At 47.1% G+C, this 25,499-nt stretch carries 29 protein-coding genes; 28 read left to right on the top strand and 1 reads right to left on the bottom strand.

Annotated elements, in window-relative coordinates; genetic code table 11:
- Nucleotides 1–63 precede the first annotated feature (63 nt).
- On the bottom strand, nucleotides 64–813 hold the full coding sequence (locus tag MHB71_RS04605) for a 2-phosphosulfolactate phosphatase (protein ID WP_051447358.1): 750 nt from the start codon (nucleotides 811–813) through the stop codon (nucleotides 64–66).
- A gap of 263 nt (nucleotides 814–1,076) precedes the next feature.
- On the opposite strand from MHB71_RS04605, the gene spoIIIAA reads away from it, so the two are divergent.
- The 28 genes from spoIIIAA to MHB71_RS04745 all read left to right on the top strand — a co-directional run bounded on the left by spoIIIAA (nucleotide 1,077) and on the right by MHB71_RS04745 (nucleotide 25,448).
- Nucleotides 1,077–2,081: a stage III sporulation protein AA gene (spoIIIAA, locus tag MHB71_RS04610; protein WP_036674989.1), complete on the top strand. Its 1,005-nt coding sequence runs from the start codon at nucleotides 1,077–1,079 to the stop codon at nucleotides 2,079–2,081.
- Nucleotides 2,074–2,592, top strand: a complete 519-nt coding sequence (gene spoIIIAB / locus MHB71_RS04615) for a stage III sporulation protein SpoIIIAB (protein WP_036614389.1) — start codon at nucleotides 2,074–2,076, stop codon at nucleotides 2,590–2,592. Before spoIIIAA ends, spoIIIAB begins: the two co-directional genes overlap by 8 nt.
- A 29-nt stretch (nucleotides 2,593–2,621) precedes the next feature.
- On the top strand, nucleotides 2,622–2,825 hold the full coding sequence (gene spoIIIAC / locus MHB71_RS04620; protein ID WP_017687585.1) for a stage III sporulation protein AC: 204 nt from the start codon (nucleotides 2,622–2,624) through the stop codon (nucleotides 2,823–2,825).
- 31 nt (nucleotides 2,826–2,856) lie between these two features.
- Nucleotides 2,857–3,246: a stage III sporulation protein AD gene (gene spoIIIAD / locus MHB71_RS04625; RefSeq protein WP_017687586.1), complete on the top strand. Its 390-nt coding sequence runs from the start codon at nucleotides 2,857–2,859 to the stop codon at nucleotides 3,244–3,246.
- Between the two features lie 20 nt (nucleotides 3,247–3,266).
- Nucleotides 3,267–4,457: a stage III sporulation protein AE gene (gene spoIIIAE, locus MHB71_RS04630; protein ID WP_339186631.1), complete on the top strand. Its 1,191-nt coding sequence runs from the start codon at nucleotides 3,267–3,269 to the stop codon at nucleotides 4,455–4,457.
- Between the two features lie 31 nt (nucleotides 4,458–4,488).
- A complete protein-coding gene (spoIIIAF, locus tag MHB71_RS04635) occupies nucleotides 4,489–5,319 on the top strand; it encodes a stage III sporulation protein AF (RefSeq protein ID WP_036674995.1) in 831 nt (276 codons plus the stop codon).
- A 15-nt stretch (nucleotides 5,320–5,334) separates the two neighbouring features.
- Entirely contained in the window at nucleotides 5,335–5,973 is a 639-nt protein-coding gene (gene spoIIIAG / locus MHB71_RS04640; protein ID WP_036614381.1) for a stage III sporulation protein AG, read from the top strand.
- Nucleotides 5,974–6,039: 66 nt separating this feature from the next.
- Entirely contained in the window at nucleotides 6,040–6,870 is an 831-nt protein-coding gene (locus MHB71_RS04645) for a SpoIIIAH-like family protein (RefSeq protein WP_340028922.1), read from the top strand.
- 139 nt (nucleotides 6,871–7,009) lie between these two features.
- The gene (gene accB / locus MHB71_RS04650) at nucleotides 7,010–7,474 is read left to right on the top strand and encodes an acetyl-CoA carboxylase biotin carboxyl carrier protein (RefSeq protein ID WP_036614903.1); all 465 of its coding nucleotides are present in this window, start codon (nucleotides 7,010–7,012) and stop codon (nucleotides 7,472–7,474) included.
- 55 nt (nucleotides 7,475–7,529) lie between these two features.
- Entirely contained in the window at nucleotides 7,530–8,873 is a 1,344-nt protein-coding gene (gene accC / locus MHB71_RS04655; RefSeq protein WP_036614375.1) for an acetyl-CoA carboxylase biotin carboxylase subunit, read from the top strand.
- Nucleotides 8,874–9,090: 217 nt separating this feature from the next.
- Entirely contained in the window at nucleotides 9,091–9,501 is a 411-nt protein-coding gene (locus MHB71_RS04660) for an Asp23/Gls24 family envelope stress response protein (protein WP_017687593.1), read from the top strand.
- 146 nt (nucleotides 9,502–9,647) lie between these two features.
- Complete coding sequence (amaP, locus tag MHB71_RS04665) at nucleotides 9,648–10,187, top strand: alkaline shock response membrane anchor protein AmaP (RefSeq protein ID WP_017687594.1); 540 nt, start codon at nucleotides 9,648–9,650, stop codon at nucleotides 10,185–10,187.
- A gap of 14 nt (nucleotides 10,188–10,201) precedes the next feature.
- Nucleotides 10,202–10,435 carry a DUF2273 domain-containing protein gene (locus MHB71_RS04670; protein ID WP_017687595.1) on the top strand — a complete coding sequence of 78 codons (234 nt, stop codon included), beginning with the start codon at nucleotides 10,202–10,204 and terminating at the stop codon, nucleotides 10,433–10,435.
- 222 nt (nucleotides 10,436–10,657) lie between these two features.
- A complete protein-coding gene (gene nusB, locus MHB71_RS04675) occupies nucleotides 10,658–11,110 on the top strand; it encodes a transcription antitermination factor NusB (RefSeq protein WP_017687596.1) in 453 nt (150 codons plus the stop codon).
- A gap of 117 nt (nucleotides 11,111–11,227) precedes the next feature.
- A complete protein-coding gene (gene folD, locus MHB71_RS04680) occupies nucleotides 11,228–12,085 on the top strand; it encodes a bifunctional methylenetetrahydrofolate dehydrogenase/methenyltetrahydrofolate cyclohydrolase FolD (RefSeq protein WP_315371040.1) in 858 nt (285 codons plus the stop codon).
- Nucleotides 12,086–12,095: 10 nt separating this feature from the next.
- Nucleotides 12,096–13,460, top strand: coding sequence for an exodeoxyribonuclease VII large subunit (xseA, locus tag MHB71_RS04685; RefSeq protein ID WP_340013648.1), 1,365 nt, complete (start codon nucleotides 12,096–12,098; stop codon nucleotides 13,458–13,460).
- Nucleotides 13,450–13,707, top strand: a complete 258-nt coding sequence (xseB, locus tag MHB71_RS04690; protein ID WP_017687599.1) for an exodeoxyribonuclease VII small subunit — start codon at nucleotides 13,450–13,452, stop codon at nucleotides 13,705–13,707. Before xseA ends, xseB begins: the two co-directional genes overlap by 11 nt.
- The gene (locus MHB71_RS04695; protein ID WP_083669823.1) at nucleotides 13,682–14,605 is read left to right on the top strand and encodes a polyprenyl synthetase family protein; all 924 of its coding nucleotides are present in this window, start codon (nucleotides 13,682–13,684) and stop codon (nucleotides 14,603–14,605) included. The genes xseB and MHB71_RS04695 overlap by 26 nt, the downstream gene beginning before the upstream one ends.
- Before the next feature lie 283 nt (nucleotides 14,606–14,888).
- Complete coding sequence (dxs, locus tag MHB71_RS04700) at nucleotides 14,889–16,796, top strand: 1-deoxy-D-xylulose-5-phosphate synthase (RefSeq protein ID WP_036614362.1); 1,908 nt, start codon at nucleotides 14,889–14,891, stop codon at nucleotides 16,794–16,796.
- 22 nt (nucleotides 16,797–16,818) lie between these two features.
- A complete protein-coding gene (locus MHB71_RS04705; RefSeq protein WP_036614359.1) occupies nucleotides 16,819–17,664 on the top strand; it encodes a TlyA family RNA methyltransferase in 846 nt (281 codons plus the stop codon).
- Between the two features lie 84 nt (nucleotides 17,665–17,748).
- Nucleotides 17,749–18,234 (top strand): hypothetical protein, encoded by a 486-nt coding sequence (locus MHB71_RS04710; RefSeq protein WP_036614357.1) that lies wholly within the window; start codon nucleotides 17,749–17,751, stop codon nucleotides 18,232–18,234.
- 84 nt (nucleotides 18,235–18,318) lie between these two features.
- The gene (argR, locus tag MHB71_RS04715) at nucleotides 18,319–18,768 is read left to right on the top strand and encodes a transcriptional regulator ArgR (RefSeq protein ID WP_017687604.1); all 450 of its coding nucleotides are present in this window, start codon (nucleotides 18,319–18,321) and stop codon (nucleotides 18,766–18,768) included.
- A gap of 278 nt (nucleotides 18,769–19,046) precedes the next feature.
- Nucleotides 19,047–20,765 (top strand): DNA repair protein RecN, encoded by a 1,719-nt coding sequence (recN, locus tag MHB71_RS04720; RefSeq protein ID WP_340028923.1) that lies wholly within the window; start codon nucleotides 19,047–19,049, stop codon nucleotides 20,763–20,765.
- A 120-nt stretch (nucleotides 20,766–20,885) separates the two neighbouring features.
- Entirely contained in the window at nucleotides 20,886–22,214 is a 1,329-nt protein-coding gene (gene spoIVB, locus MHB71_RS04725; protein WP_036614352.1) for a SpoIVB peptidase, read from the top strand.
- Between the two features lie 195 nt (nucleotides 22,215–22,409).
- Nucleotides 22,410–23,219 carry a sporulation transcription factor Spo0A gene (spo0A, locus tag MHB71_RS04730; protein ID WP_036614349.1) on the top strand — a complete coding sequence of 270 codons (810 nt, stop codon included), beginning with the start codon at nucleotides 22,410–22,412 and terminating at the stop codon, nucleotides 23,217–23,219.
- Nucleotides 23,220–24,096: 877 nt separating this feature from the next.
- On the top strand, nucleotides 24,097–24,558 hold the full coding sequence (locus tag MHB71_RS04735) for a hypothetical protein (protein ID WP_340028924.1): 462 nt from the start codon (nucleotides 24,097–24,099) through the stop codon (nucleotides 24,556–24,558).
- Entirely contained in the window at nucleotides 24,558–24,965 is a 408-nt protein-coding gene (locus MHB71_RS04740) for a helix-turn-helix domain-containing protein (protein WP_340028925.1), read from the top strand. The genes MHB71_RS04735 and MHB71_RS04740 overlap by 1 nt, the downstream gene beginning before the upstream one ends.
- A gap of 12 nt (nucleotides 24,966–24,977) precedes the next feature.
- Nucleotides 24,978–25,448: a GIY-YIG nuclease family protein gene (locus tag MHB71_RS04745; RefSeq protein ID WP_340028926.1), complete on the top strand. Its 471-nt coding sequence runs from the start codon at nucleotides 24,978–24,980 to the stop codon at nucleotides 25,446–25,448.
- The last annotated feature ends 51 nt before the right edge of the window (nucleotides 25,449–25,499 follow it).

The raw sequence follows: 25,499 nt of genomic DNA on the forward strand, positions 1-25,499 counted from the left end.
GCAAAGGTGTACTGTTGCCAACGGGCAGCAGTACACCTTTTTTTGTTTTTCTCATGGCAATTCTCACATCAACTTGAACATCTTTCCCCCGCGTATGCCTCTATAAGGCTGCATGCGGTTCCCCTCCCCCATCTCGGGAACACAATCCAGCAGGTTTAATTGAGAACAATACGAAATATCATGAACTCTGCCTAACTTTTCAAGCCTCCGCCCGCTAACAGACCCCTGCACCAACTCCGGGATGCTCTCCTTACATTGGGATACCGCCTGATGAAGTACTATGCCGAGATCGTTAAGTTGAAGGGGAGAACAGGATTGACGGTGCAGTTCATCGATGATACATCCAGCACACAAGCCGTCCTCCAGAGCAAATTCATCCTGGTTCCCCGCACATAACAGCAATACATCTCGTTGAAGTTCACATAGAGCTGCTGCAACAGCCTGCACATTGAGAAATGAACCAGCAAATACATGTTTCCCCTTGGAAGCCTTGATCAAAGCACGTGTTCCATCGGTTGTGGTTAGAATGATTGTTTTATCTGCAATGCCTGCAGTCATATATTCATAGGGGGAATTCCCCACTTCGAATCCGGTGATTTTTTTGTCAAAACGCTCCCCGCCTCGAATGCAATCTTTCACTTCCATTTGTTTGGCTTGTGGAACGGTCTCTACGGCAATCACAGCCGAAGCGTCATACGCCAGAGCCGTAACAATTGTACTGGTCGTACATAATACATCAATGACAACTGCACTTCTCCCTGCAATATCAATGGTACGTACTTCATTCACATTGCCAACGACATCAACTCGCACTCCCCACAACTCCTTTCTGTATCTGGGGATCGGTAGTTCTGTTTTGAACCGGAATGGAACTTACCTATCTGCAATTACTATATGCATGCACATCTAGACGGGTGCCTAGAACAGAAGGTGCATCTATGGTTTCAACTCTCAACCGTATTCTAAAGAATTGATAGATTTCAGCGTCATAAATTAAATGTACAGGCATAAACTTGAGATATGAACAAGCGCCAGAAGTGTGAACCAAATGATCTCAAGGTTGGAGGAGCCTACTCATGAAGGTGAACTGGAGGGAACTTTTTCCGGAACCGATCCGAACCATTCTCGGAAGAATGCCACCCGCTCTATTGGAACAAGTGGAGGAAGTACGTATTCGAGAAGGCAGACCCCTGGAGATTAATGCAGGCAACACATACCACTTCCTGACACCTCAAGGTTGTCCGACCGGGAATCCTGAAGAAGCGTATGTTCCTCAGAAAGAAGTGACGCACAGGTTGCTGGACCTGATCAGTAACCATTCACTTTATACATTGGAAGAGGAACTGCGCAAAGGGTTCATCACCATACCTGGGGGACATCGAATCGGGCTTGCTGGACGAACGGTACTAAGCGGTGGGCGTGTCGAATACCTGCGTGACATCAACGGGTTTAACGTTCGCGTAGCCCGTGAGGTACATGGAGTGGCTGATCGTATCCTTCCTTATCTTCTCGATATGAAGAGCGGACAGGTCCTGCACACGTTGATCCTATCACCACCACAACAAGGGAAAACGACGTTGCTGCGAGATCTGGCGAGACAAATTAGTAGTGGTACAAAGCTTACAGGGGGAACTGAACTGGTTCAGGGAATACGTCCACGTCTGAAAGTGGGCATTGTGGATGAAAGGTCCGAAATCGCTGGTAGCTACAAAGGAGTACCTGGCTTCGACGTAGGACCCCGAACAGATGTGATGGACGGTTGTCCGAAGGCTGAGGGCATGATGATGATGCTTCGCTCCATGTCGCCCGATGTCCTGATTGTGGACGAGATCGGTCGTCCGGAGGATGCCGAGGCTGTGATGGAAGCCCTGCATGCAGGAGTCTCAGTGATTGCGACTGCGCATGGCCGTGACCTTTCGGAGCTGTCGGCCAGACCCGCCCTCAGAACCTTAATTACGGAGCAGATGTTTCAACGTTATGTCCAGCTGCAACGGACGAGCCGGGGCATGACCTTTCGGCTGGCTGATGGCAAAATGCGTGGGTTGCAGCAGACCGGGGCAGGAGGTGAAGCCTTTGGTTAACATGTTTGGTGCGGTAATTATTCTGTTAGCCAGCACCCTCGCCGGATTTTACAAGGCCAGACAGTATGCATTAAGACCGAGACAGTTGCGAGAACTCATTGCAGCCCTCCAGCGACTAATGACGGAGATTAATTATGGGCTCACTCCCCTTCCCGATGCCATGGGCAAGATGGGAGCACAGACCAAAGAACCTGTAAAGACGCTGTTCCTTCATGCAGCCACACAGATGGAACCTCCTCATGGACTCACTGCCCGGGAAAGTCTGCAGTCAGGCGTGGATCTGGCGTGGGGAAGATCGGCCATGAAGGCTGACGAGAAGGAAGTGATGCTGCAATTAAGCTTCAGCCTTGGCACAAGTGACCGTCAGGATCAGACCAAACATATATCATTAGCCATTCAACAACTAATGCATGAGGAATCCCGCGCCCAGGCCGATCAAATGAAATATGAACGAATGAGCCGAAGCCTCGGGATGCTTGTCGGAGCGTTAATCGTCATTCTGATCTTCTGAAATAGCCGGGATAGTGAGGTGCCAAGGTCATGAATCTAGAAGTGAACGCAATCTTTCAAATTGCGGGTATCGGAATCATCATCGCCATGATTCACACGGTACTGAAACAAATGGGAAAGGAAGATATGGCTCACTGGGTGACCGTAATCGGATTTGTCGTTGTATTGTTCATGGTGGTCCGTATGCTGGACAGCCTGCTACAAGAGATCAAATCGATATTTCTTTTTCAATGAAATCGGTCATGAAGCCGGATGGTGGTGACCTGTGGAAATTATCCAAGTTGTAGGTTTGGCGCTCATCGCAACAGTGCTCATTCTGGTCATTAAGGAACAGAAACCGATGTTTGCCTTTCTGATTGCTGCCGCGACCGGCATTGTCATCTTCATGTTGTTGATTGGCAAAATCGGAGCAGTCATCGAAGTGTTGAAGCGGCTTGCCGAGAATTCAGGCATGGAAAGTATTTATCTGAAAACGGTGCTGAAAATTATTGGCATAGCGTACATCGCTGAATTTGGCGCACAGATTGTCAGGGATGCAGGCCAGGAAAGCATTGCGTCCAAAATCGAATTGGCTGGTAAGGTACTGATCCTTGTACTTGCTATACCGATCATCAGCATTATTATCGAAACCGTCATGAAGCTGATGCCGGTGTAGAAAGGGCGTGCGGACTTCATATGAAATCAATGCATCTTAAGCCGCAGTGGCGCCTTACGGTTGTGCTGATGCTCTGTTTTCTGTTTGGTATCCTGGGACAGGTTACTGCAACCTCGCCTTCCGGTGAGTGGATGGAGCAGCAGGCCGATCAACTTCCCAAGGATCAGGTGGAGAAATACTGGGATCAACTGATGCAACAATACGGTGGTTTCTTCCCGGATGGGAAGACCCCTTCCTTCATGGATATGTTAATCCCCGGCAATGAAGGGTTCAGCCTGAAATCGGTGTTTGTAGCGATAGGAACCTTCATGCTGCATGAAATTTTATATAATGGCAAACTTCTGGTCACGATTGTGATGTTAAGTGTACTCAGCATGATTCTGGAGACACTTCAGACCGCATTTGAGAAAAATAATATTAGCAAAATCGCCTATTCCATCTGTTATATGGTCATCATCATTATTGCGATTAACAGCTTCAGTGTGGCGATTGGATACGCCAAGGATGCCATAACCGGCATGATCAACTTCATGATGGCCATGGTTCCCTTGTTATTCACACTGCTTGCGTCCATGGGTAATGTCATCACCGTCTCGGTGACACATCCACTCATCATTTTCATGATTCATCTGGTGAGTACGTTGATTCACTTGCTGGTATTCCCGTTACTCTTCTTCTCAGCTGTTCTGCATCTCGTCAGTTCATTGTCTGACAAGTACAAGCTGACACAGCTGGCAGACCTCCTGCGCAATATTAGTGTGGCACTGCTGGGTATCCTGCTGACGATGTTTTTGGGTGTAATCTCGGTTCAGGGAGCATCGGGCTCCGTAGCGGATGGAGTTAGCCTGAAGGCCGCCAAATACATCGCAGGCAACTTTGTCCCTGTCGTGGGCAGAACATTTGCGGATGCGACGGATACTGTAATTACAGCTTCTTTACTTGTCAAAAATGCAATTGGACTCACCGGAGTGATCATCATTTTGTTTCTATGTGCCTTTCCGGCACTCAAGATTCTGGCTCTTGCCTTGATATACAACGTAACTGGTGCCATTATGCAACCGCTAGGAGACACCCCGATTGTAGGATGCCTCCAGGCCATCGGCAAGAGCATGATCTACGTATTTGCGGCGCTGGCAGCCGTCGGGCTGATGTTTTTCCTGGCCATTACCATCTTGCTGACCGCGGGCAATCTGACTGTCATGATGCGCTGAATGTATGTTGGCAAGAAAGGGGGTGGAAAGGATGGGGTGGCTGAGCAACTGGCTCCAGGAATTGATTATGATCGTTCTGCTGGCGACTTTTGTGGATATGTTGTTGCCCAATCGATCCATGGAACGTTATGTCAAGCTTGTGCTGAGCCTTCTCATCCTGCTGACCCTTTTATCACCCATAACCAAGCTGCTCAAAAGTGATCCGGTTGGCGAACTGAAACGGGCAATGTCTGCAATGGATGCTCCATCGAATGGGAATGCGACACTCGAACAGATATTAGCTCAGGGCAAACGGCTACAATCCAATGAACAGGAACAATCCTTACAATGGACAGCCAAAGAACTGGCTAATGTCATGAAAGGTCAGATTGAAGAAACAACAGGAGCCAAGGTGCGGTCCGTAGAGGTACAGCTGACCATGAGTAAATATGAAACGGAGATGGAAGCTGCCTCATCAGTCGAACTGCCTGTGATCCAGCGTGTGTTGGTCGAGATGGCCGGAGAGGGTGTAGAAGGAGAAGTGAAGGCAGGGCAGCAAGAAGTCGCTGCTAACACACAACCCATATTTGGAACAGACACAGAAGTCGAGAAGGATAAATCACATCAAATACAGCAGCCCATCCAGATCGGTCAGATTGAAGTGCCTGATGTTCAGATTGATGTGAGTAGAGGGCAACGTGATGGAAATGAAGCGTCTTCGGAGCCTGTTATACGTGATCAAGCAGATGAGACGAAGCAGCAAGGTGAGACATCCACAAGGTCCGAACATGCGGTGCAGATTATTACATTGTTGACTGAAAAGTGGGATGTTGATGCAAACAACGTTCAAGTGACAGAACCAAAAAGTGCTGAAGTGCTCTGAGAAGGAGGGTGTCCGATGAAACAATGGTTCAAAAAGATGGAAACCTGGATGGGTGGCGGAGAGGGTGGGGCAAGGCGAAGTCAAACCTTCCGCTGGCTGATTATCCTGGGTTTGATCGGGGTGGGAATCATGCTGTTCAATTCCTTCGTCAATGTCAAAAAAATTGATTCCGAAAATATCGGTCGGGAACCACCGGACCCGGCAACATCCATGGCATCCATACAGAGTGATCCGTCAGAACAGAATCCTTTTCAGGCGATCGAAATTGCATTTGAAGACAAAATCAAAGGTGTGTTGGAAAACATTGTTGGTGTGGGAACGGTTGATGTGATGGTTACCGTGGATTCCACAGAAGAATTGGTCGTTCAGCGGAACGTGAAGGATTCTCAGCAACTTACCGAAGAAACCGATGCTAGCGGGGGCAAACGGCATATGACGCAATATACCCGTGATGGCGAGATTATTACTTACGAAATAGCAGGGGATCAGACACCTATAGTGACCAAAAAGCTCAAACCGCAGATACGTGGGGTGCTTGTGGTTGCGAGGGGTGCAGAGAACAAGGTTGTGAAGGACCTGATAACCGATGCTGTGGAAAAAGGACTGAATGTGGCAGCCTACCGGATCTCGGTTGTACCGCGCAAACAAGACTAATCTGATGTGTTGAATCACAAGATTCAATTCTCATAAGATTGAAGCCAATTTGAGGAGGAAGTTCTAATGAATAACAAACGTCAAACGGTATGGCTCGTTTCCATGCTGAGTCTGATGGTCATTTTGTCCGCATATTATCTGTTCACTGAGGATTCCGGTCCAGTCAACGCGCCGGTGGCTGACAGTCAACAAGTGGATGGAATCAAGCAAGGGGAAGCAAAGGAGACGGCAGGCATTCTTGATCCTACAGAAGGTTTGGTTGTGAATGAAGTGGTGAATAGCGGCGAAGTTGAAAGTGATCCAAGTGCGGCTGGCGCTGTGGAAGAACCGGCGGCTACGGAAGGTAAAGAAGCTGGAAATACAGAGAAAACACCTGCTGTCGAACCAGGCGAGAGTAAGGGTGAGGCAGGCAAAGAAACCAACAAAGAGACCGACAAAGGCGCAACAACTACACCGGAGACAGACGGTCAGGCAGGCGGCACTGCAACCAAGACAGATGAGGAAGTCCTCAAGGAAATGGAAGAGCAGAATACGACAGCATCTGCGAGCAGCCAGTTCCAGAACTACCAGTGGCAACGTGAGGAAAGCAACAATCGTAAGTATGAGGAACTGATGACCGTGGCAGGTGATCTGAGCAAAACGCCAGAGGAGAATGCCAAAGCAACGGAGCAACTCCGTACACTGGAAGAAAAAGAAGCTAAAATCACTGGCATTGAGGAGACGCTCTCTCAACAGTACGCTAATGCGATCGTTCAAGAAGATGCCGACAAGTATAAAGTTGTGGTCCTCAGTGACAAACTGGATGTAAAACAGGCGGTATCCATTGTGGATCTGGTCATGAAAGAATTGGCGGTTTCACAGAACAAAATCAGCGTGCAATACGTCACAGAACAGTAATCCAAATCATGGAAATGCAGTCCCGGGAGCTGGTTGTACTCTCGGGCTCTTTCCATTTTTAATGATTATGATATAATACATAAAGCCATATGACCGTCCTAGTGAGACTGGCATGATGCCGAAGGAGTGAATAATGGAAATGTTTAAATTGAGTGAAATCAAAGAACTGATTAAACTGGTAGATGAAAGTTCCGTTCAAGAGTTGGAAATTGAAAATGAAGGATCACGGTTATCAATCCGCAAACCGGGCAAAACGGAGTATGTTCAAGCAGCTGCTGTGCAACCGCAAATGATTGCTGCTCCGCAAGTACAGCCGGCAGCAGTGGTAAGTGAAGCTGCACCGCAGGTCGATACTACAAGTCATTTACATAAAATTGTATCTCCGATGGTAGGTACTTTTTACAGAGCTTCCTCGCCGGAAGCGGGTCCTTTTGTGAGCGCTGGTGATAAAGTTGTTGAGAAAACAACGGTATGTATCATCGAAGCTATGAAGCTGATGAACGAGCTTGATGCGGACATCAAGGGAGAAATCGTTGAAGTGCTGGTTGAGAACGGACAGCTGGTCGAGTATGGGCAGCCCCTTTTCCTGGTGAAACCGGAATAACCGTTATAGCTGGTTAACAGCTAACCGCATGAGCTTCGAAGGAGGACAAAACGAAATGAAATTTCAAAAAATACTGATTGCGAACCGTGGAGAGATTGCGGTACGTATTATTCGTGCCTGCCGTGAAATCGGTATCTCAACGGTAGCCGTCTACTCGGAAGCGGACAAGGATTCTCTGCATGTTCGTCTTGCAGATGAGGCTTATTGTATCGGACCGACACTGTCTAAGGACAGTTACCTCAACTTCACAAACCTGATGAGTGTAGCTACGCTGACGGAATGTGATGCAATCCACCCTGGATACGGTTTTTTGGCGGAGAATGCTGATTTTGCGGAAATTTGTGAGTCTTGCAATATTACGTTTATTGGACCTTCTCCTGAAGCAATCACCAAAATGGGTGACAAGGCTGTTGCCAAACAGACGATGAAAGATGCAGGAGTACCTGTTATTCCTGGATCAGACGGCCTTGTTGAAAATATGGATGAAGCCATCATGATTGCTAGAGATATCGGATATCCTATCATTATCAAAGCTACTGCTGGTGGCGGAGGTAAGGGAATTCGTATTGCCGAAGATGAAGAAACGCTGATTAAGCAGATTACCGCTGCTCAGCAGGAAGCACAAAAGGCATTTGGCAATGCAGGTGTATATCTGGAGAAATTCCTGACAGGTATGAAACACGTGGAAATTCAGATCATTGCTGATAAACACGGAAATGCAGCACATTTGGGAGAGCGTGATTGCTCGGTTCAGCGTCGTCGCCAGAAATTGGTAGAAGAAGCTCCGTGTCCGATTCTCTCCGAAGATGTGCGCACACTGATGGGTGAAGCTGCGGTACGGGCTGCCCTTGCTGTGGATTACTCGGGAGCGGGTACATTGGAGTTCCTGCTCAGCCCGAATGGCGAGTTCTATTTCATGGAGATGAATACGCGTATTCAGGTAGAGCACCCGGTAACTGAGATGGTTACTGGCGTGGATCTGATCCGTGAGATGATCTCGGTAGCTGAAGGCAACCCACTCTCATTCCGTCAGGAAGATGTGGTTATCAATGGCTGGTCCATTGAATGTCGTATCAATGCAGAAGATCCGGACCGTAACTTTATGCCATCACCAGGCAAAATCGGATTCTACCTTGCACCGGGAGGACCTGGCGTTCGTGTAGATAGTGCTGCTTATCCGGGTTATACCATTTCACCTTTCTATGACTCCATGATCGCAAAATTGATCGTGTGGGGAGCGAATCGTGAAGAGGCGATTGCCAAGATGAAACGTGCGCTTGGGGAATTTGCGATTGAAGGCATATCAACAACTATTCCTTTCCATCAGAAATTGCTGGAGCACCCAACGTTCATTCGTGGTGACTTTGATATCAAATTTCTTGAGGAAAACGAGATTTAAAAGGTATATTGGGCTTGTTTGTCATAATGTAGCCCAAATGATATAGTATGAATAATAAGAGCGCATGTCTCCTGCAAAGGATAAGCCCGCACCTCGCGGATGTTTGCAGGAGTTCCGGTAAAGCCGGACCGGAAGGGTTCTGAAGGTTGATTAACCTGAGTCCAGCGCCCTGACGGATGGCCGCAAACTTATCTCGCGAAAGGTGTGTTGAACAGTTATGAGTACACTACCGACTGAATTTGAACGAACGGATATCGGTGAAATCCAGATCGCACCTGAAGTTATTGAAGTGATTGCTGGATTGGCGACCCTTGAAGTGAAAGGTGTTGCAGGCATGAGTGGCGGATTCGCTGGCGGATTTGCTGAATTGCTTGGTCGCAAAAACCTTTCCAAAGGCGTTAAAGTTGAAGTGGGCCAACGTGAAGCTGCAGTTGATGTTTCCGTAATTATCGAGTACGGATACCGTCTGCCACAAGTAGCTACGGAGATTCAACAGAACGTGAAACGTTCCATCGAGAACATGACAGGATTGAATGTGAATGAAGTGAATGTGCACATTCATGACGTTCAGTTCAAGAGCACCGAGAAAGTGGAAGAGATCGACCTGAACAGTCAGCGCGTAAAATAAAAGAAGACAGATTCCCCCGGCATCATCTGCCGGGGGTTATCCCGTCTTGGACAGGTCTTCATTATAGCGAAAGCTAGATGAGGATCTGATTTTTTGCTAGTGAACAGGTTAAGTCATGTTAGTGAGCAAGGGAGGCTGTGCAGTTCGTGGCTAAAATACTGGATCGGCTTCTGTTGTTTATATACAGCATAAGCGTTGGAGCAATATCGGCAGCCGTCATTCTTCTGATTAGCGGTGTGCTGCCTTACGAATTGAATTACCAGCAGGAACAGAACGTTATTGTTGCGTCGGTTATTGCAGCAGCGATTTTGTTTATCCTGAGTTTGCGATTTTTCTACATCTCGGTTCGGCGTGAGCGTGCATCGTTGCCGTCTGTAGATCAACGTACTGAGTTTGGTGATGTACAGATTTCGATGGAGACGATTGAGAATCTCTGTTTGAAGGCAACTTCCCGTTTCCGGGGAGTACGTGATGTCAAGGCACGCATACGTGTGGTTGAGTCAGGACTGGAGATTATGATCCGTGCAGTAGTGGATGGTGAGACACCTATTCCTGCGCTGACTTCTGATCTGCAAAAGGCGATACATGATCATGTACAAGAGATTACGGGCATCCCGGTTTCTTTTGTCACGGTGTATATCGCTAATGTAACCCAGTCGCCTAACTACAAGAGTCGAGTGGAATGAGGTGAGTTTCACTGATGCTGTGGAAAGAGATTTGGGATAGTCACAGAGGCCGAATTACCGGAATTATCGGCGGCATCTTTTTTGGATTTCTTTATGTATGGATCGGTTTTTGGGATATGTTGTTCTTTGCACTCTTGGTGTTCATCGGTTATACGTTAGGCAGACGAAGCGATTCGAAGCTGGGTTCGTCCATTCCCTGGAGGGAGTGGGGGCAATGGCTGGGCGATCGCTGGCGTCCGTTTAAGTGACCTACCTGAACCCTGCAATATGTTTCTTCCGAAAATAGAGCTGTAGTTTAGGTTGCCCGTTTTTTGGAGGATACGTATTGCAGGTTTTTTTGTGAAAAGGGATAACAATAACAATACCGTGGAAGTCATCGATCAATCCAATACAGGATTTGATGAGATGGTTGCATGGATTATAAAATAAGCATGATGACGCTCCAGACGGAGCGCTGCAGGAGGCAGGACATGAAAAGACGTTTGGCAAGGGAAATTGCAGTACAAAGTCTGTATCAGATGGAAATGAATGAGGTAGGTGCAGCAGAAGCTGTGAACATGTTGATCAATGAAGCTGCTGAAGATAATGAAACCGAAGTAGTTATCCGCGATGCAGATGTAATGCGTACTTATGTTACTGAGATTGTACAAGGAGCCTGGAACAATAAGGAAGCCATTGACGGTTTGCTTGTGGATTATTTGAAAGGTTGGCAGATCAGCCGTCTGTCACGTGTAGATCGCCAGATTCTACGACTGTCCACGTATGAAATGGTGTTTCGTGATGACATTCCGGCTAAGGTATCGGTCAATGAAGCAATTGAACTGTCCAAATATTTTGGTACAGAAGAATCCGGCAAGTTCGTCAATGGTGTACTTGGACGCATGATTCAGGAAGTTGACGCGATTAAAGCAAAATTATCTTAAGTTATGATTAATTATAGTGTGTGTTCAAAAAGACCGGTTTTCAGTATCCTTCGTAATCAAAAGCGGGCTTTTTGAACAACCTCTAAATTTATATTCACATAAGGGAGAGAGAGTACAATGACAGCATCTATTATTAACGGTAAAGAAGTATCCCAAGAGATCCGCGCAAGCATGACAACAGAAGTAAAACAGCTTAGCGAACAGGGGGTAGTACCTGGTCTGGCTGTTGTGCTCGTCGGGGAAGATCCGGCATCCCAAGTATATGTGCGTAATAAAGAAAAAGCATGTCACGACCTCGGTTTCTACTCCGAAGTGCATCGGTTGGATGCAGATACGTCCCAAGAAGATCTGCTTGCGCTGGTGGACAAGCTGAACAATCAACAATCCATTAACGGAATTTTGGTTCAACTTCCACTACCGAAACACATCGAAGAGAAAGCGGTTATTGATGCGATTGCCGTGGATAAAGACGTAGACGGATTCCATCCAGTCAATGTTGGTAATCTCGTAATTGGAGACGATAGTCTGCTTCCATGTACCCCAGCGGGTGTAATTGAACTGATCAAACGTACTGGACTGGAAATGTCCGGTAAACATGCAGTGGTTATCGGAAGAAGCAACATCGTTGGCAAACCGGTATCGCTGTTGCTCCAACGTGAGAATGCGACGGTAACCATGTGTCATTCCCGTACAGCCAACATGAAAGAAATTACACGTCAGGCGGACATTTTAGTTGTAGCCATCGGCCGTGCTAATTTTGTGGATGCTGATTTTGTGAAACCAGGTGCTGTTGTTATCGATGTCGGCATGAACCGTTTGGATAATGGCAAACTGGCAGGAGACGTTGATTTCGAGAGTGTGAAAGAAGTTTCTGGTCCAATTACACCCGTTCCTGGCGGTGTTGGTCCGATGACAATCACAATGCTGATGAAAAATACATTGATCGCTGCCAAGCGCGCTCACGGATTGGCCTAGGGTTTTGTCTGTGGCAGATCAAAAGATCTACTCCATCAAAGACCTGAACCGATACATCCGGATGAAACTGGAATCGGATCAGGTCCTGTCGGACGTCTGGCTGCGCGGGGAGATTTCGAATTTCACACATCACTCCAGCGGCCATATGTATTTTACATTGAAGGACAAGGACAGCCGGATCAAGTCAATTATGTTTGCGTCCCATAACCAGCGATTACCCTTTGTACCGAAGGAGGGTGCAAGGGTTATTGCCCGTGGTAATGTCTCGGTGTATGAACGGGATGGGCAGTATCAATTCTATGCTACCCATATGCAGCCGGACGGAATTGGAAGTCTGTATCTGGCTTACGAACAGCTGAAGAAAAAACTTGAGGATGAAGGGTTATTTTCACCTTCTCGAAAAAGACAGATCCCTCGTTATCCACAGACCATCGGGGTTGTAACTTCACCGACGGGAGCGGCGGTGCGAGACATTATGATCACACTCCAGCGCAGATACCCTTCTGCCAAAGTTGTTTTATATCCTGTTCTGGTTCAAGGGAAGGGTGCAGCACCTTCCATTGTCAAAGCGATTGGCAACCTGAACCGGATGGGAGAAGCCGATGTACTTATCGTTGGACGCGGAGGCGGTTCACTGGAGGAGTTGTGGGCCTTTAATGAGGAGATTGTGGCAAGAGCAATAGTTGCTTCGGATATTCCTGTCATTTCTGCGGTTGGGCACGAAACGGACTTCACCATTGCCGATTTTGCGGCCGATTTGCGTGCGGCTACGCCAACAGCTGCTGCGGAACTGGCTGTACCTAATCGAGCTGAGTTGCTCGATCAGATCGGACAACGTCAGCGCCAGTTACAGCACAGCTTACGTCAACGTGCTGTACATAATCGTGAACGGCTCGCGAGATTACAGCGTTCGCCAGTGCTGGTTCATCCAAGACGTACGTTAATGCAGCATACGGAACGACTGGATATGATGCATCAACGGCTTTTGAGAACAGTGGATACGCGTATGAAATGGACAGGAGAGAAGCAGGAGCGTCTTCGGGCGGCACTGCAACGATTCAATCCTCGTGAGCAGGTCAATGCAGCACGCCGTGAAACTACGGCAGCACGCAGACAACTGGAACTTGCGATCAGGTCCATAACCAGATCGAAGCAGCAACAGTGGAAATCATCTGTGCGGCATCTGGATGCGCTTAGCCCGCTTAAAGTCATGTCACGTGGATACAGCCTTGTCTATGACGAGCAGGAACAGCGATTGATCAAGTCGACGAAGGATGTACAGCCTGGAGATTCAATCAAGATTAAATTAACAGACGGACAGCTGGACTGTCAGGTTTGGGGAATGAAGGAGGACGACAATACCCATGGCGAATGAACCGGAATTGAATTTTGAAGAGGCAATGGCGGCATTGGAAGACATCGTAGGTCAGCTTGAGCATGGTGATGTTCCGTTGGAACAGGCCATCGATCTGTTTCAGCGCGGGATGAAACTTTCGCAACTTTGCGGTCTGAAGCTGGAACAAGTGGAACGCAAGATCGAGATGATCGTAGAAGAAGATGGAGAGCTTCGCAAGAAGCCCTTCGGAACTGCTGACGATGAGAGCGGTGAAGTCCATGAGTAATCGTCCTTCGTTTCAAGTGTACCTCGAAGAGGTCACAGCTGCGGTGACAGAAGCGTTGAAACACACGCTTCCCGATCACTGGGATGTACCCCAATCGTTGACGGATGCGATGCAGTACTCACTCATGGCCGGAGGCAAACGCCTTCGTCCTCTTCTGGTCGTTGCTGCGGCGGAAGCCTTCGGTGCACAGCGTACAGCTGCAATGCCGGTAGCCTGCGCCGTGGAGATGGTTCATACGTATTCACTGATCCACGACGACCTGCCTGCTATGGATAATGATGATTACCGCAGGGGAAAATTAACGAATCATAAGGTATATGGTGAGGCAACAGCCATATTGGCGGGCGATGCGTTGCTAACTCATGCTTTTTATAGCATTGTTCAAGCTGGACGTCGTAGTGGTGTGGCGGCAGATGCGTTGCTGTCCATCGTAGAGGACATGTCCGAACTTGCTGGAGCAAGAGGCATGGTCGGCGGCCAAGTTGCGGATATGGAAGGCGAACAAGGCATGACTGATCTTTCACAGCTCCAATATATTCATTTGCACAAAACGGGTGATCTGATTGTTTTCTCACTCATTGCTGGAGCACGAATTGGTGGTGCAACGGAAGGACAATTGGAAGCCTTACGTGTGTTTGGTCGTGATTTGGGGCTGGCGTTCCAGATTCAGGATGATATTCTCGACCTGACGGGTGACGAGCAGAAGATGGGCAAGAAAACACAGAGCGATGTGAATCAGCAGAAGGTAACATATCCTTATTTTATTGGCATGGAGGCTTCTGTAGATGAAGTGAAATCCCTTACCCAATCTGCAAAAGACGCACTTGAAAGAGCCGAGTTACCTGATGCATCCAGATTGTTGGAAATTGCAGATTACCTGATGAGTCGTGACCATTAGATTCTGACGGAGCGGTCTGTTTCAAAATCTATGTAACCGTGTAATGAATGTAATGTTCTTTTTCCGAGTGGATGGAAAAAGTCTGTCCCGAGTGGATGCGTGAATACATATGGAGAAGAATTTTAAATAACTTGCTGGCGAGAATGCTCGTTATCGGGAGTATAGTGCAGTAAATTATGATTCTTGTTCTTTTATGTTATAATGATTTAATGTCATTTGATTCATAATGTATATATCGATTTACAACAATAACTAAACAATCTAGGAAAGCGGGGAGATTCTCGTGCTGCTTCCACAAATTAAACAACCCAGTGATCTAAAGTCGATGTCTCAGGATGATCTTGCCCTTTTGTCGGCAGAGATCCGGCAGTTTCTGATTGAGAAACTGTCTGTTACAGGTGGGCATCTCGCACCCAACTTAGGCGTGGTTGAGCTCACGGTAGCCCTGCATTACTGTTATAACAGTCCAGCAGACAAAATGATTTTTGATGTAGGGCATCAGGCTTATGTGCATAAAGTCCTGACAGGCCGTATGGATCGCTTTGATACATTGCGTCAACATAACGGTCTGTGCGGGTTTGTCAAACGCAACGAAAGTGAACATGACGTATGGGAAGCTGGACACAGCAGTACTTCATTGTCTGCTGCGATGGGGATGGCCCTTGCACGTGATCTGAAGGGTGAGGACAACCAAGTTATCGCGATGATTGGTGATGGAGCGCTTACGGGTGGTATGGCTTTTGAAGCCCTCAATCATATCGGTCATGAGCAGAGAAAACTGATGGTTATTCTGAATGATAATGAAATGTCCATTGCTCCAAACGTTGGGGCCATGCATAAATATTTGAGCAAGATTCGTTCGGATCGTCATTATCTGAAAGCAAAAGATGATGTCGAGGGCATGCTTAAAAAAATTCCTGCTATTGGGGACCGTTTGGCCAAATCGGCAAGCTGGATCAAAGATAGTGTCAAATATATGATGGTACCAGGTGTTCTTTTCGAAGAACTGGGCTTCACGTATTTGGGACCGATTGATGGGCATGATATTCCCAAATTGATCGAAACCTTCAAACAGGCAGATAACGTTGATGGCCCTGTGCTCGTTCACGTGCTCACGACCAAAGGCAAAGGTTATCAGCCAGCAGAAGCCGATTCGCACAAGTGGCACGGGATTTCTCCGTACAAAATTGAATCTGGGCAAGTGCTGAAGGCAGTCGGAAAACCGATGTACACGGAAGTGTTTGGTCAAACGTTAATTGATCTTGCGAAGCAGGATAAGCGGGTCGTAGCTGTAACGCCAGCAATGCCTACAGGATCAGGTCTTATTCCGTTCAGTAAGGAATTTCCCGATCGCATGATTGACGTAGGTATTGCAGAACAGCACGCGGCGACCATGTGTGCTGCACTGGCTATGGAAGGTTTGAAGCCGGTCTTTGCCGTGTATTCTACGTTTATGCAACGTGCTTATGATCAGATTGTACATGATATTTGCCGTCATAACGCCAACGTGATGTTTGCCATTGACCGTGCCGGGTTTGTTGGTCCGGATGGGGAAACACATCAAGGGGTATACGATGTGGCATTTATGCGCCATATTCCAAATATCGTTCTGATGATGCCAAAAGACGAAAATGAATTGCGTCATATGATGAAAACGGCGCTTGATTATAATGAAGGTCCAATTGCTTACCGTTATCCACGAAACAATGTGGTCGGTGTACCTTTGGATGATGTACTTGTTCCGATTCCAATCGGATCATGGGAGCAACTGCGTCCATCCGAGGGATATGCTGTCATCGCTTCAGGTTCGATGGTGCAGCTTGCAGAAGAAGCAGCAGAGATGGTGAAGCGGGAAGGGATCACAGCAGGCGTAATCAACGCTCGCTTCCTGAAACCTCTTGACGAGCAAATGTTGCGTGATTTAGCTGTTCGAGGCACCAAATTGATTGTACTTGAAGAAACATCCCAGGCAGGCAGCATGGGTAGTGCAGTTCTGGAGTTTTATGCAGAACAGGGACTACATGATGTTCATGTACAATTGATGGGGATTCCGGATCGCTTCATCGAGCATGGCAGTATTAAGGAACAACGTGAGGAAGTGGGTCTTACCGTTGAAAATGTATGTGCTGAACTGCGCAAGATGGCTGTTCAATCATCTTACGGCATACCCAAAACACGTTTTCCTTCGTAAATTTACATGATAGGAGACAGACATGTCACTCCCGAAAGAACGAATTGATGTTCTGCTGGTTGAGCAGGGCTATTATGAAAGTCGTGAGAAGGCAAAAGCTGCCATCATGGCTGGACTGGTATATGCCAATAATGAGCCGATCGAAAAGGCGGGCATGAAAATTCCAAGGGAAGCCGAGCTGAAAGTTAAAGGCTCGGTACATCCCTACGTCGGCAGAGGCGGATTGAAGCTCGAAAAAGCGATCCGTCATTTCGACCTTGATATGAATGGACTTGTCATGCTCGACATTGGTTCATCCACCGGTGGATTTACGGATTGTGCACTTCAGCATGGCGCATCTCACGTCTACGCTATTGATGTGGGCTATAATCAGCTCGATTGGTCTTTGCGTAATGATGAGCGGGTTACTGTTATGGAACGAACTAATTTCCGCTATGTGACTCCTGAAGATCTGACGGGACCCGTGCCGAACTTTGCGAGCATTGATGTGTCGTTCATTTCACTGCGAATCATATTGCCGCCACTTCTGGCTCTTTTGAAACAACCTGCAGATATCGTTGCATTGATTAAACCTCAATTTGAGGCAGGGCGTGAAAAAGTAGGCAAGTCCGGTGTGGTACGTGATACGAAGGTACACAAGGATGTATTGCAGACAATGCTTCATTTTTCCAGTCAACTTGGTTTACATCTGCAGAGTTTAACTTTTTCACCGATAACGGGTGGAGAAGGTAATATAGAATTTCTCGCACATTGGCGTCTGGAAGCACCAGAGGCAACACAACCAGAGATCGATCCAGCTTCACTTGACGCACTTGCGGAGCAAGTTGCAAAGGAAGCAGCTCATACATTTACGGGAAACTCATCATAAGATGGGTTTCTTTTCGCTGGAAAGGTGATTGACGTAAAGGGAAATCATTACTGAACCTCGAATATGTCTTCGAGGTGAGCGATAATGGATGGTCAATATGACACAATCTTTATAGGTGTACTTGCTGTCTGTTTGATCTTGTGGCTGTTCTTTGGCTTGCGTAATTGGGTGAACCGACCGACGCCGGTAAGCTTGTCTGGAATGCAACTGAACGTTAAGATTCAAGATTCCCCGGCCTTGGATTTGCTTGAAGCACAGGGCTACGAAGTCATCGGTGGGAAAATGAAAGTCCCTCTGGCTTTTGAGGCCAATGAATCCGTTTATTACAGCAGATTATTCATTGATTATGTTGCAGAACGTGAGGATCTCAGATACCTCGTGAAAACGTCTCGTCGCAGACAGCCAATCGATATGACCGGCCCTGCGCTAAGGGATCGCTTCCTCAATTATTTGTTGTTATATCCTGGCTGTGAAGGATTGCTGTATGTTGACGTGGAGGATTCCGATATTAAGTTAATCAGGCTCATGGACTATCAGGAAGATGTGTATGATGGAGATGATCTGGACTAATATAAAAGAATGAACATTGCAGGGCAAAGTCTGCGGCGAATTACAAATGCTGCTTTATTGCAATACATCTAACTGGAGGCATATATGAAAGGACAAAGGCACATCAAGATTCGTGAAATCATTAGTCAAAATGAAATTGAGACCCAGGATGATCTGGTTGAAGCACTACGCAAATCAGGTTTTCAGGTGACTCAGGCGACGGTATCCCGGGATATCAAGGAACTTCTGTTAATCAAGATTCCGATGGATGATGGAAGATACAAGTACTCTTTACCGACAGATCAACGATATAATCCGATTCAAAAGTTGAAGCGTGCACTCGTTGACAACTTCTTGCACATTGATCACACAAACAATCTGGTTGTGATGAAATGTTTGCCAGGAACAGCCAACTCCATTGCAGCTTTGCTTGATAATATTGAGTGGAATGAAGTCATGGGCACGATCTGTGGAGATGACACCATTCTGATTATCTGCCGGACTGAAGGTAACAGTGTGACCGTTATTGAGCGGATCATGGGTTACATTGCTTAAAGTGCGTGTTCAAAAAGATTGGTTTTCAGTACCGAGAAGATGGGATGAAGCTAGAAATGGAGTAGCGGAGCGTAGGGAAACTACGTGAGCAACTGCAATGTTTCCGAAGGAAACATACTTCGTAAGCATCCCACTTATTTCGGCTGAATTCCATATACGATGCTGATGATGCCAACAGGCATCCTTCGTAATCAAAAGCGGACTTTTTTGAACAACCTCTTGAATCAATGGTTCAAAAACATAATATCTGAGTTAGTCATCCGGAGGTGTTTTTGCAGATGTTAGTTACGTTATCGATTCGTAATCTGGCTGTGGTGGAAGAAGTGGACGTTGTATTCCATCCGGGATTCCATGTACTTTCAGGGGAAACGGGTGCAGGTAAGTCGATTATTATAGATGCACTTGGCTTAATTGCCGGTGGACGCAGTTCAGCTGATCTGATCCGGTACGGATGTGAGAAGGCAGAGATGGAAGCCTTGTTCGAGATGGAGCAGAGTCATCCGGTATGGCAGACATTAGAGAAATTGGGTATCCATTGTGAGCCTGAAGAGCATTTGGTTATACGACGTGAGTTGAATAGTCAAGGGAAGAGTACGTCCCGCATTAATGGGCAATTGGTCAATCTGACCATGCTGCGGGAAGTAGGCGAGAAGCTGATCAATATTCATGGACAACATGAACATCAGAGTTTGCTACGCGCTGAGAGCCATCTGGGGCTTCTCGATACTTATGGCTCGGAAGTCATCGGACCGATCAAAGCGAAGTACCAGGAGCGCTACAGCAAGTTTATCACGGCGGAAAAAGAACTGCGTGCCCTTCAGGAGTCCAGTCAGCGGGCATATCAACTCTTGGACATGTATCGCTTTCAGCTTGAGGAGATCGCAGCAGCAAGCCTTACACAAGGCGAGGATGAATTACTCGGGGAAGAACGGGTCAAACTATCCCATAGTGAGAAAATGATGGACAGTGTTGCTGGTGCATATGATCTGCTCAGTGGTCAACGCGGACTTGAAGCTGTGAGCATTGCTCTTTCAAGAATTGAAGACATTTCTGGATATGATAGCAAAGGACTGCAACCAATCGTAGAACAGCTGCAATCTGCATTTTATCAATTGGAAGATGCGACATTTCAGTTAAGGGATTACCGGGAGAAGATTGAATTTAATCCGGCAAGGCTGGAAGAAGTGGAGCAAAGGCTGAATCTGATTTCTGGCCTCAGACGGAAATACGGGGACAGTGTTGAACTTATTCTGAGTTATTATGATCAGATTAGCCATGAAACCGACCAACTGGAGAACAAGGACGAACGGCTGGAGAAATTGCGAGCTGAACGTGACAAAATGCTTAACCTTGTGATGGAGTCTGCTGAAGAGCTCAGCAAGGTTCGCAAACAATGCGCCGAGGAACTTGCTGCACAGGTGGAAAGCGAACTCAAGGATCTGCAAATGGAGCGGACTACACTGCGTGTTCAAATTACTCCTTTCGAAGATCCAAAGGGGATTGAATGGAATGGACGTCGTATTCGTCTGAATCGTCATGGTGCGGACAATGCGGAATTCCTAATCTCACCAAACCCGGGCGAGCCATTACGACCACTTGGCAAAATTGCTTCAGGTGGTGAGTTGTCGAGAATGATGCTGGCGATGAAGAGTATCTTTGCGCGACATGACCGGATACCTGTGTTGATTTTTGATGAAGTTGATACCGGAGTTAGCGGTAGAGCAGCTCAATCCATTGCGGAAAAACTGTTCCGTTTGTCTTCGACTTGTCAGGTTTTCTCAATAACTCACTTACCACAAGTGGCTTGTATGGCAGATCATCAGTATCTCATTGAGAAACATGTCTACGATGGACGGACAATGACGCAGGTGGAATCGCTGTCAGACGAAGGCAGAGTGAAGGAATTGGCACGTATGCTGGGCGGCGTGGAAATTACAGAAAAAACGCTGCATCACGCACAGGAAATGCTGAATTTGGCGGAAGCCAAAAAAGGGTGAAACGGACGGCTGGCGTAATGATTGACAGTAATAAAAGCCTGGGGGCGAGGTTATCTTATAGGTACGCAATTGGCGACCACCTTTCGTCAAGCGAAAGAAGCAAAGGGAGTGTGACAGCCATTGAATTCCCCCCTCAGGAAGAAATTGCTAGGTCTTTTATTTGCCTTCTTTCTTTGTGTGATTAGCCAGGCCATTCAGCCTGTGCAAAGTTATGCTTCACTGCCGGATGAATTGCAGGTGTTTGCTGGCAGGCAAGCGGATGTCCGGCTCGCTGTACCTGCTGCTTCAAGCGCCGTTGTAGATCGTCCTGATATCGTTGGTTTGGATGATCAGGCAGCGATGCATGTTACCAGGCAACAACCTTTGCATCTTCACCCTCAACAGACGGGACATGCCAAATTAACGTTGAAGTTGTGGGGTAAAATTCCGGTCAAAACAGTCCATGTGAATGTGATACCGGATTTGCGTGTTGTACCCGGGGGACAAACGATTGGCGTCAAGGTTAAATCGGCAGGCATTCTGGTGGTTGGACATCATCTGGTCCGTTCCGGTCAGGATGAGCGTGTATCGCCCGGAGAAACAGCGGGCATTAAGCTCGGAGATCTGATTACGCATATGGATGGAAAACGTCTGGATGGCGTAGCAGGTGTCTCTGAAGCCGTTGAACTTGCAGGGAAAAGTAAAAAAGGTATTGATGTTGTGTTAAAACGGGGCAAGGAAACGGTGAAGACACGATTAACTCCGGCGTATGACTCCGAGGATCAAGCGTGGAGGCTTGGATTGTACATTCGTGATTCTGCAGCCGGTGTTGGCACACTTACCTTCTATGCACCCGATCAGGGCGTATACGGTGCACTGGGCCATGTCATTACAGATATGAACACACAAACATCTATTGTTGTAGGTAGTGGTCAGATCGTTCAATCCAATGTGACGTCCATTTCTAAAAGTGAGACCGGTGATCCGGGTGAAAAACGTGCTCATTTCCTCAAGGAAAGCAAAATTTTGGGCAATATTGAACGTAATACGGCTTTTGGTATCTTTGGTAAAATGTCCGGAAATCCTGAGCACAGTTTGTATTCGAAAGGCATTCCCGTCGCTTTTTCTCATGAAGTAAAGGAAGGACCGGCCGAAATACTTACCGTGGTTGACGGTCAACAAGTTGAACGCTTCTCCATTGACATTGTTCATGTGGCAGATCAAACTGAACCAGCAACAAAAGGTCTGGTACTTCGAATTACGGACCCGAAACTGCTGGATAAGACCGGAGGTATCGTTCAAGGGATGAGTGGCAGCCCCATTGTTCAAAATGGTAAATTGATCGGTGCAGTTACTCATGTATTCGTGAATGATCCAAAATCGGGTTACGGTTGCTTCATTGAATGGATGTTACAAGATGCTGGCGTTATGATGAAAAAGGAAAACGATAAGAACCTCAAGGCTGGCTAAACAGCCCTGAGGTTCTTTTTTGTCGAAAGCAAACATAATATATCGGATAATGAAATAAATTATTTATTATATAGGATCAAGAAAAAAAAATAAAGAAAAATAATTTTCGACAGGAGGAATTTAACTGGCTGTGTCGAAAATTAAACGTGTAAGGAAATGTACGAAACGATGTTTAATTTAAAGGAGGATACCGTTTTGCAAAAAATTGAGGTATTGCTGGCCGATGATAATCGTGAATTTACGAATTTGCTTGCCGAATATATATCTGAGCAGGAAGATATGGAAGTAACCGGTATTGCATACAATGGAGAAGAAGTACTGCAATTGCTGGAGCAAACTCGGGATGTGCCGGATGTATTGATTCTGGATATTATCATGCCTCACCTGGACGGACTGGGTGTGCTTGAGCGCTTGCGCGACCTGAACCTGTCTCCACAGCCTAAAGTCATTATGCTTACGGCATTCGGACAAGAGAATATCACACAGCGTGCCGTGCAACTCGGAGCTTCTTATTATATTCTTAAGCCGTTTGACATGGAAGTGCTTGCGAATCGTGTGCGTCAACTGGTGGGAACACAGACGGCGATGTCCACAAGCAGCGGATCATCCATGTTCATGAAATCATCCAATGTTGTGCCAATGGGCAAACACAAAAATCTGGATGCAAATATTACGTCCATCATACATGAAATCGGCGTTCCTGCGCATATTAAAGGATATCAGTATTTGCGCGAAGCGATTACGATGGTGTATAACAATATCGAAATTTTGGGAGCCATCACCAAAACACTGTATCCGGCGATTGCCGAAAAATTCAAAACCACGCCGTCCCGCGTCGAACGTGCCATCCGCCATGCCATTGAAGTGGCTTGGACACGCGGCAACATCGACAGCATCAGCCACCTGTTTGGTTACACAATCAACATCAGCAAGTCGAAGCCGACAAACTCGGAATTCATTGCGATGGTTGCTGACAAGCTGAGAATTGAGCATAAAGTCTCGTAAACCCCGCTATATCAACGTTTTCAGACGTCCACTAGAACGATTGTTCGCGTAAACTTATCGGCCGTTGGTCGCGAGATTCCGATAAACTATGCGGACGTTGTTCCGGTAAACTGTCCGAATCTCCGCGCAATTTTAGCGTAAACTTATCGGTCATTTAGCTGATAAACATAATAGCGCATATAATGAAAGAATACAAACGCATGTCTCTTCGGAGATGTGCGTTTTTTTTGCGTAAAATGCCCGAAAAACATAACGGCCGGCACTATTAGAGTATAAAGCAAATCGGAGAGGAGACGAAGGTATGGCACATAAGCATAAAGTGAACGCGGAGCTTCTACAAGACCTCCTAGACAGCGGAGCTTCCTTAGCTCAAGTAGCACGGGAACTAAACTTACATCATGAAGTCGTTCGGAGGGAAATCGTACGCGGAAACGTTGAACTTTACGTGGCATACGACGATCGTACCACCTTCGAAGTACCGGAAGTGACGGAATGGGATATAGAGGACCTGCTGGACGAGTGGTGGCGCACCGCTTTTAATAACGAGGCTGTCCTTATTCCGCCTCCGAATCGAAATAACAGATTAACCGTGATGCTGTACCAATACCTTGGGGTAAATTACGGAGGAGTATTAGGCTGGTTGAGACTTAGGGGAATTATGCGCCTAAGAGACAACTTCTTAAAAGTATGCGCAGGCTGCAGTGAGTTTTTACCCCTTGGTCAATATTCGCGAAAAACTAAATGCTATATTGGAATTAATTCGCGGTGCAGAGCCTGCAACAAGCGTAACGAGGACGTTGTAAGAGCCGCAGCAAACCGGAGGCGTACGCTATTACTAAGTCTTCCTACGAATTGGGAACGTACTAACCGGATAGCGATGAGGCTTGACGGAGGTGGTACGTGTGATCTTACGGATGAGCTCGAATGTGATGACGACCATTTCATTCCGGTAGCTACCGGACACTGTGGAACATACCTCGGAAACATGCGCCCATTAGCTTCGTGGCTGAACGCTAACAAGAGCGCGGCAAACCCCTTCGAATGGTTCGAAGCGAACAGGCAACGCTTTGATCTCGATCAATACCGTTTCGACGCACTAGTCGCCAAACTGGCGCCACAGAACGGTTTGACTCCGGAAGAGTTTCGCAGATTCACGTATTGGTGCTTTGACAATCCGCGTAGCGTCGAAGAGATCGCGGAAGACAACGCACGATACGAGTACAAAAAGCCATCGCTCGAATTATGGCGTGAACAGACGGGTTTACCGTTTCCGATCGCAGTAGACTTCGGAGATACTACGATTAACAACGATATTACGCGAAAGGAGGACGCAGCATAATGACGCAATCATCCGAAACGCAACGCCTAGTCTCCGTCGAATCTCAAACGGAATACTCCGTCACATCCGGCGCAACCGAAACGCGCATCTTCGTTAAATTCTACGTTGAAGCCGTACGCTCCGGAATGATAGCGGATCTAGGGCCGGAGCGTCTGCAGACGCTTATCGTGCTGGCTTCGTATATGGGCGCTGACGGTACGTGTTACCCTACGCAATGGCAGATCGCTAGCAGTCTCGGAACCGCGCGTGAGACGGCGGGAAGACGCGTTAAGGCACTCGCAGACTACCGATGGAAAGGGCAACCGTTAATGTTACGGGAGCGGACGCGCCATCCGGATAGTAAGAAGTGGGAGAATACCGTGTACAAAATCCTGCCGATCAGCGGCTTGCGGATATTTGACAACTAAGGAGGACGCGAATTGATAAATATAGAGTTACCTCGTTTTGACTTTGATATAGACCTAGGTGATATGCGTAGGTTTGTGCAGACAAAGAGTGAGTACACGCATGTACAAAACGGCATTGCAACCATAAGTGAGGATTACTACAAAGCCAGAAGAACCCTCCTCAGTAGATTATTAGGAGACGTAGATAAATCGCGCGGAGGAATTTACATCTTTACGAGCAGTGATTATCACGTTTACGCAGGAAAGAGCGCCAAGTTGTTCAATCGAATAGAACAGCATATTCGCGGTGCAGGAGGAGCTACAACTCTTTATGCCCACCTCCTAACTCATGTGAGGGGATTCCACGTAGATGATCCTTATGAGCGCGACATCTACGAGACTTTCGTGATTAAGGAATTTCTACCCGTCCTCAATGTAGCGAAGAAACCAGGTGACGTTCGCATCACACAGCTCGAAGCTAACACGGTTTTAACGTCACACTAAGTAGAACCAGTTATTAACTAGAACCATCTTTATAACTAGATTAAACATTAC

Source organism: Paenibacillus sp. FSL H7-0940, from assembly GCF_037979415.1.
Taxonomy (GTDB): Bacteria; Bacillota; Bacilli; order Paenibacillales; family Paenibacillaceae; genus Paenibacillus; species Paenibacillus amylolyticus.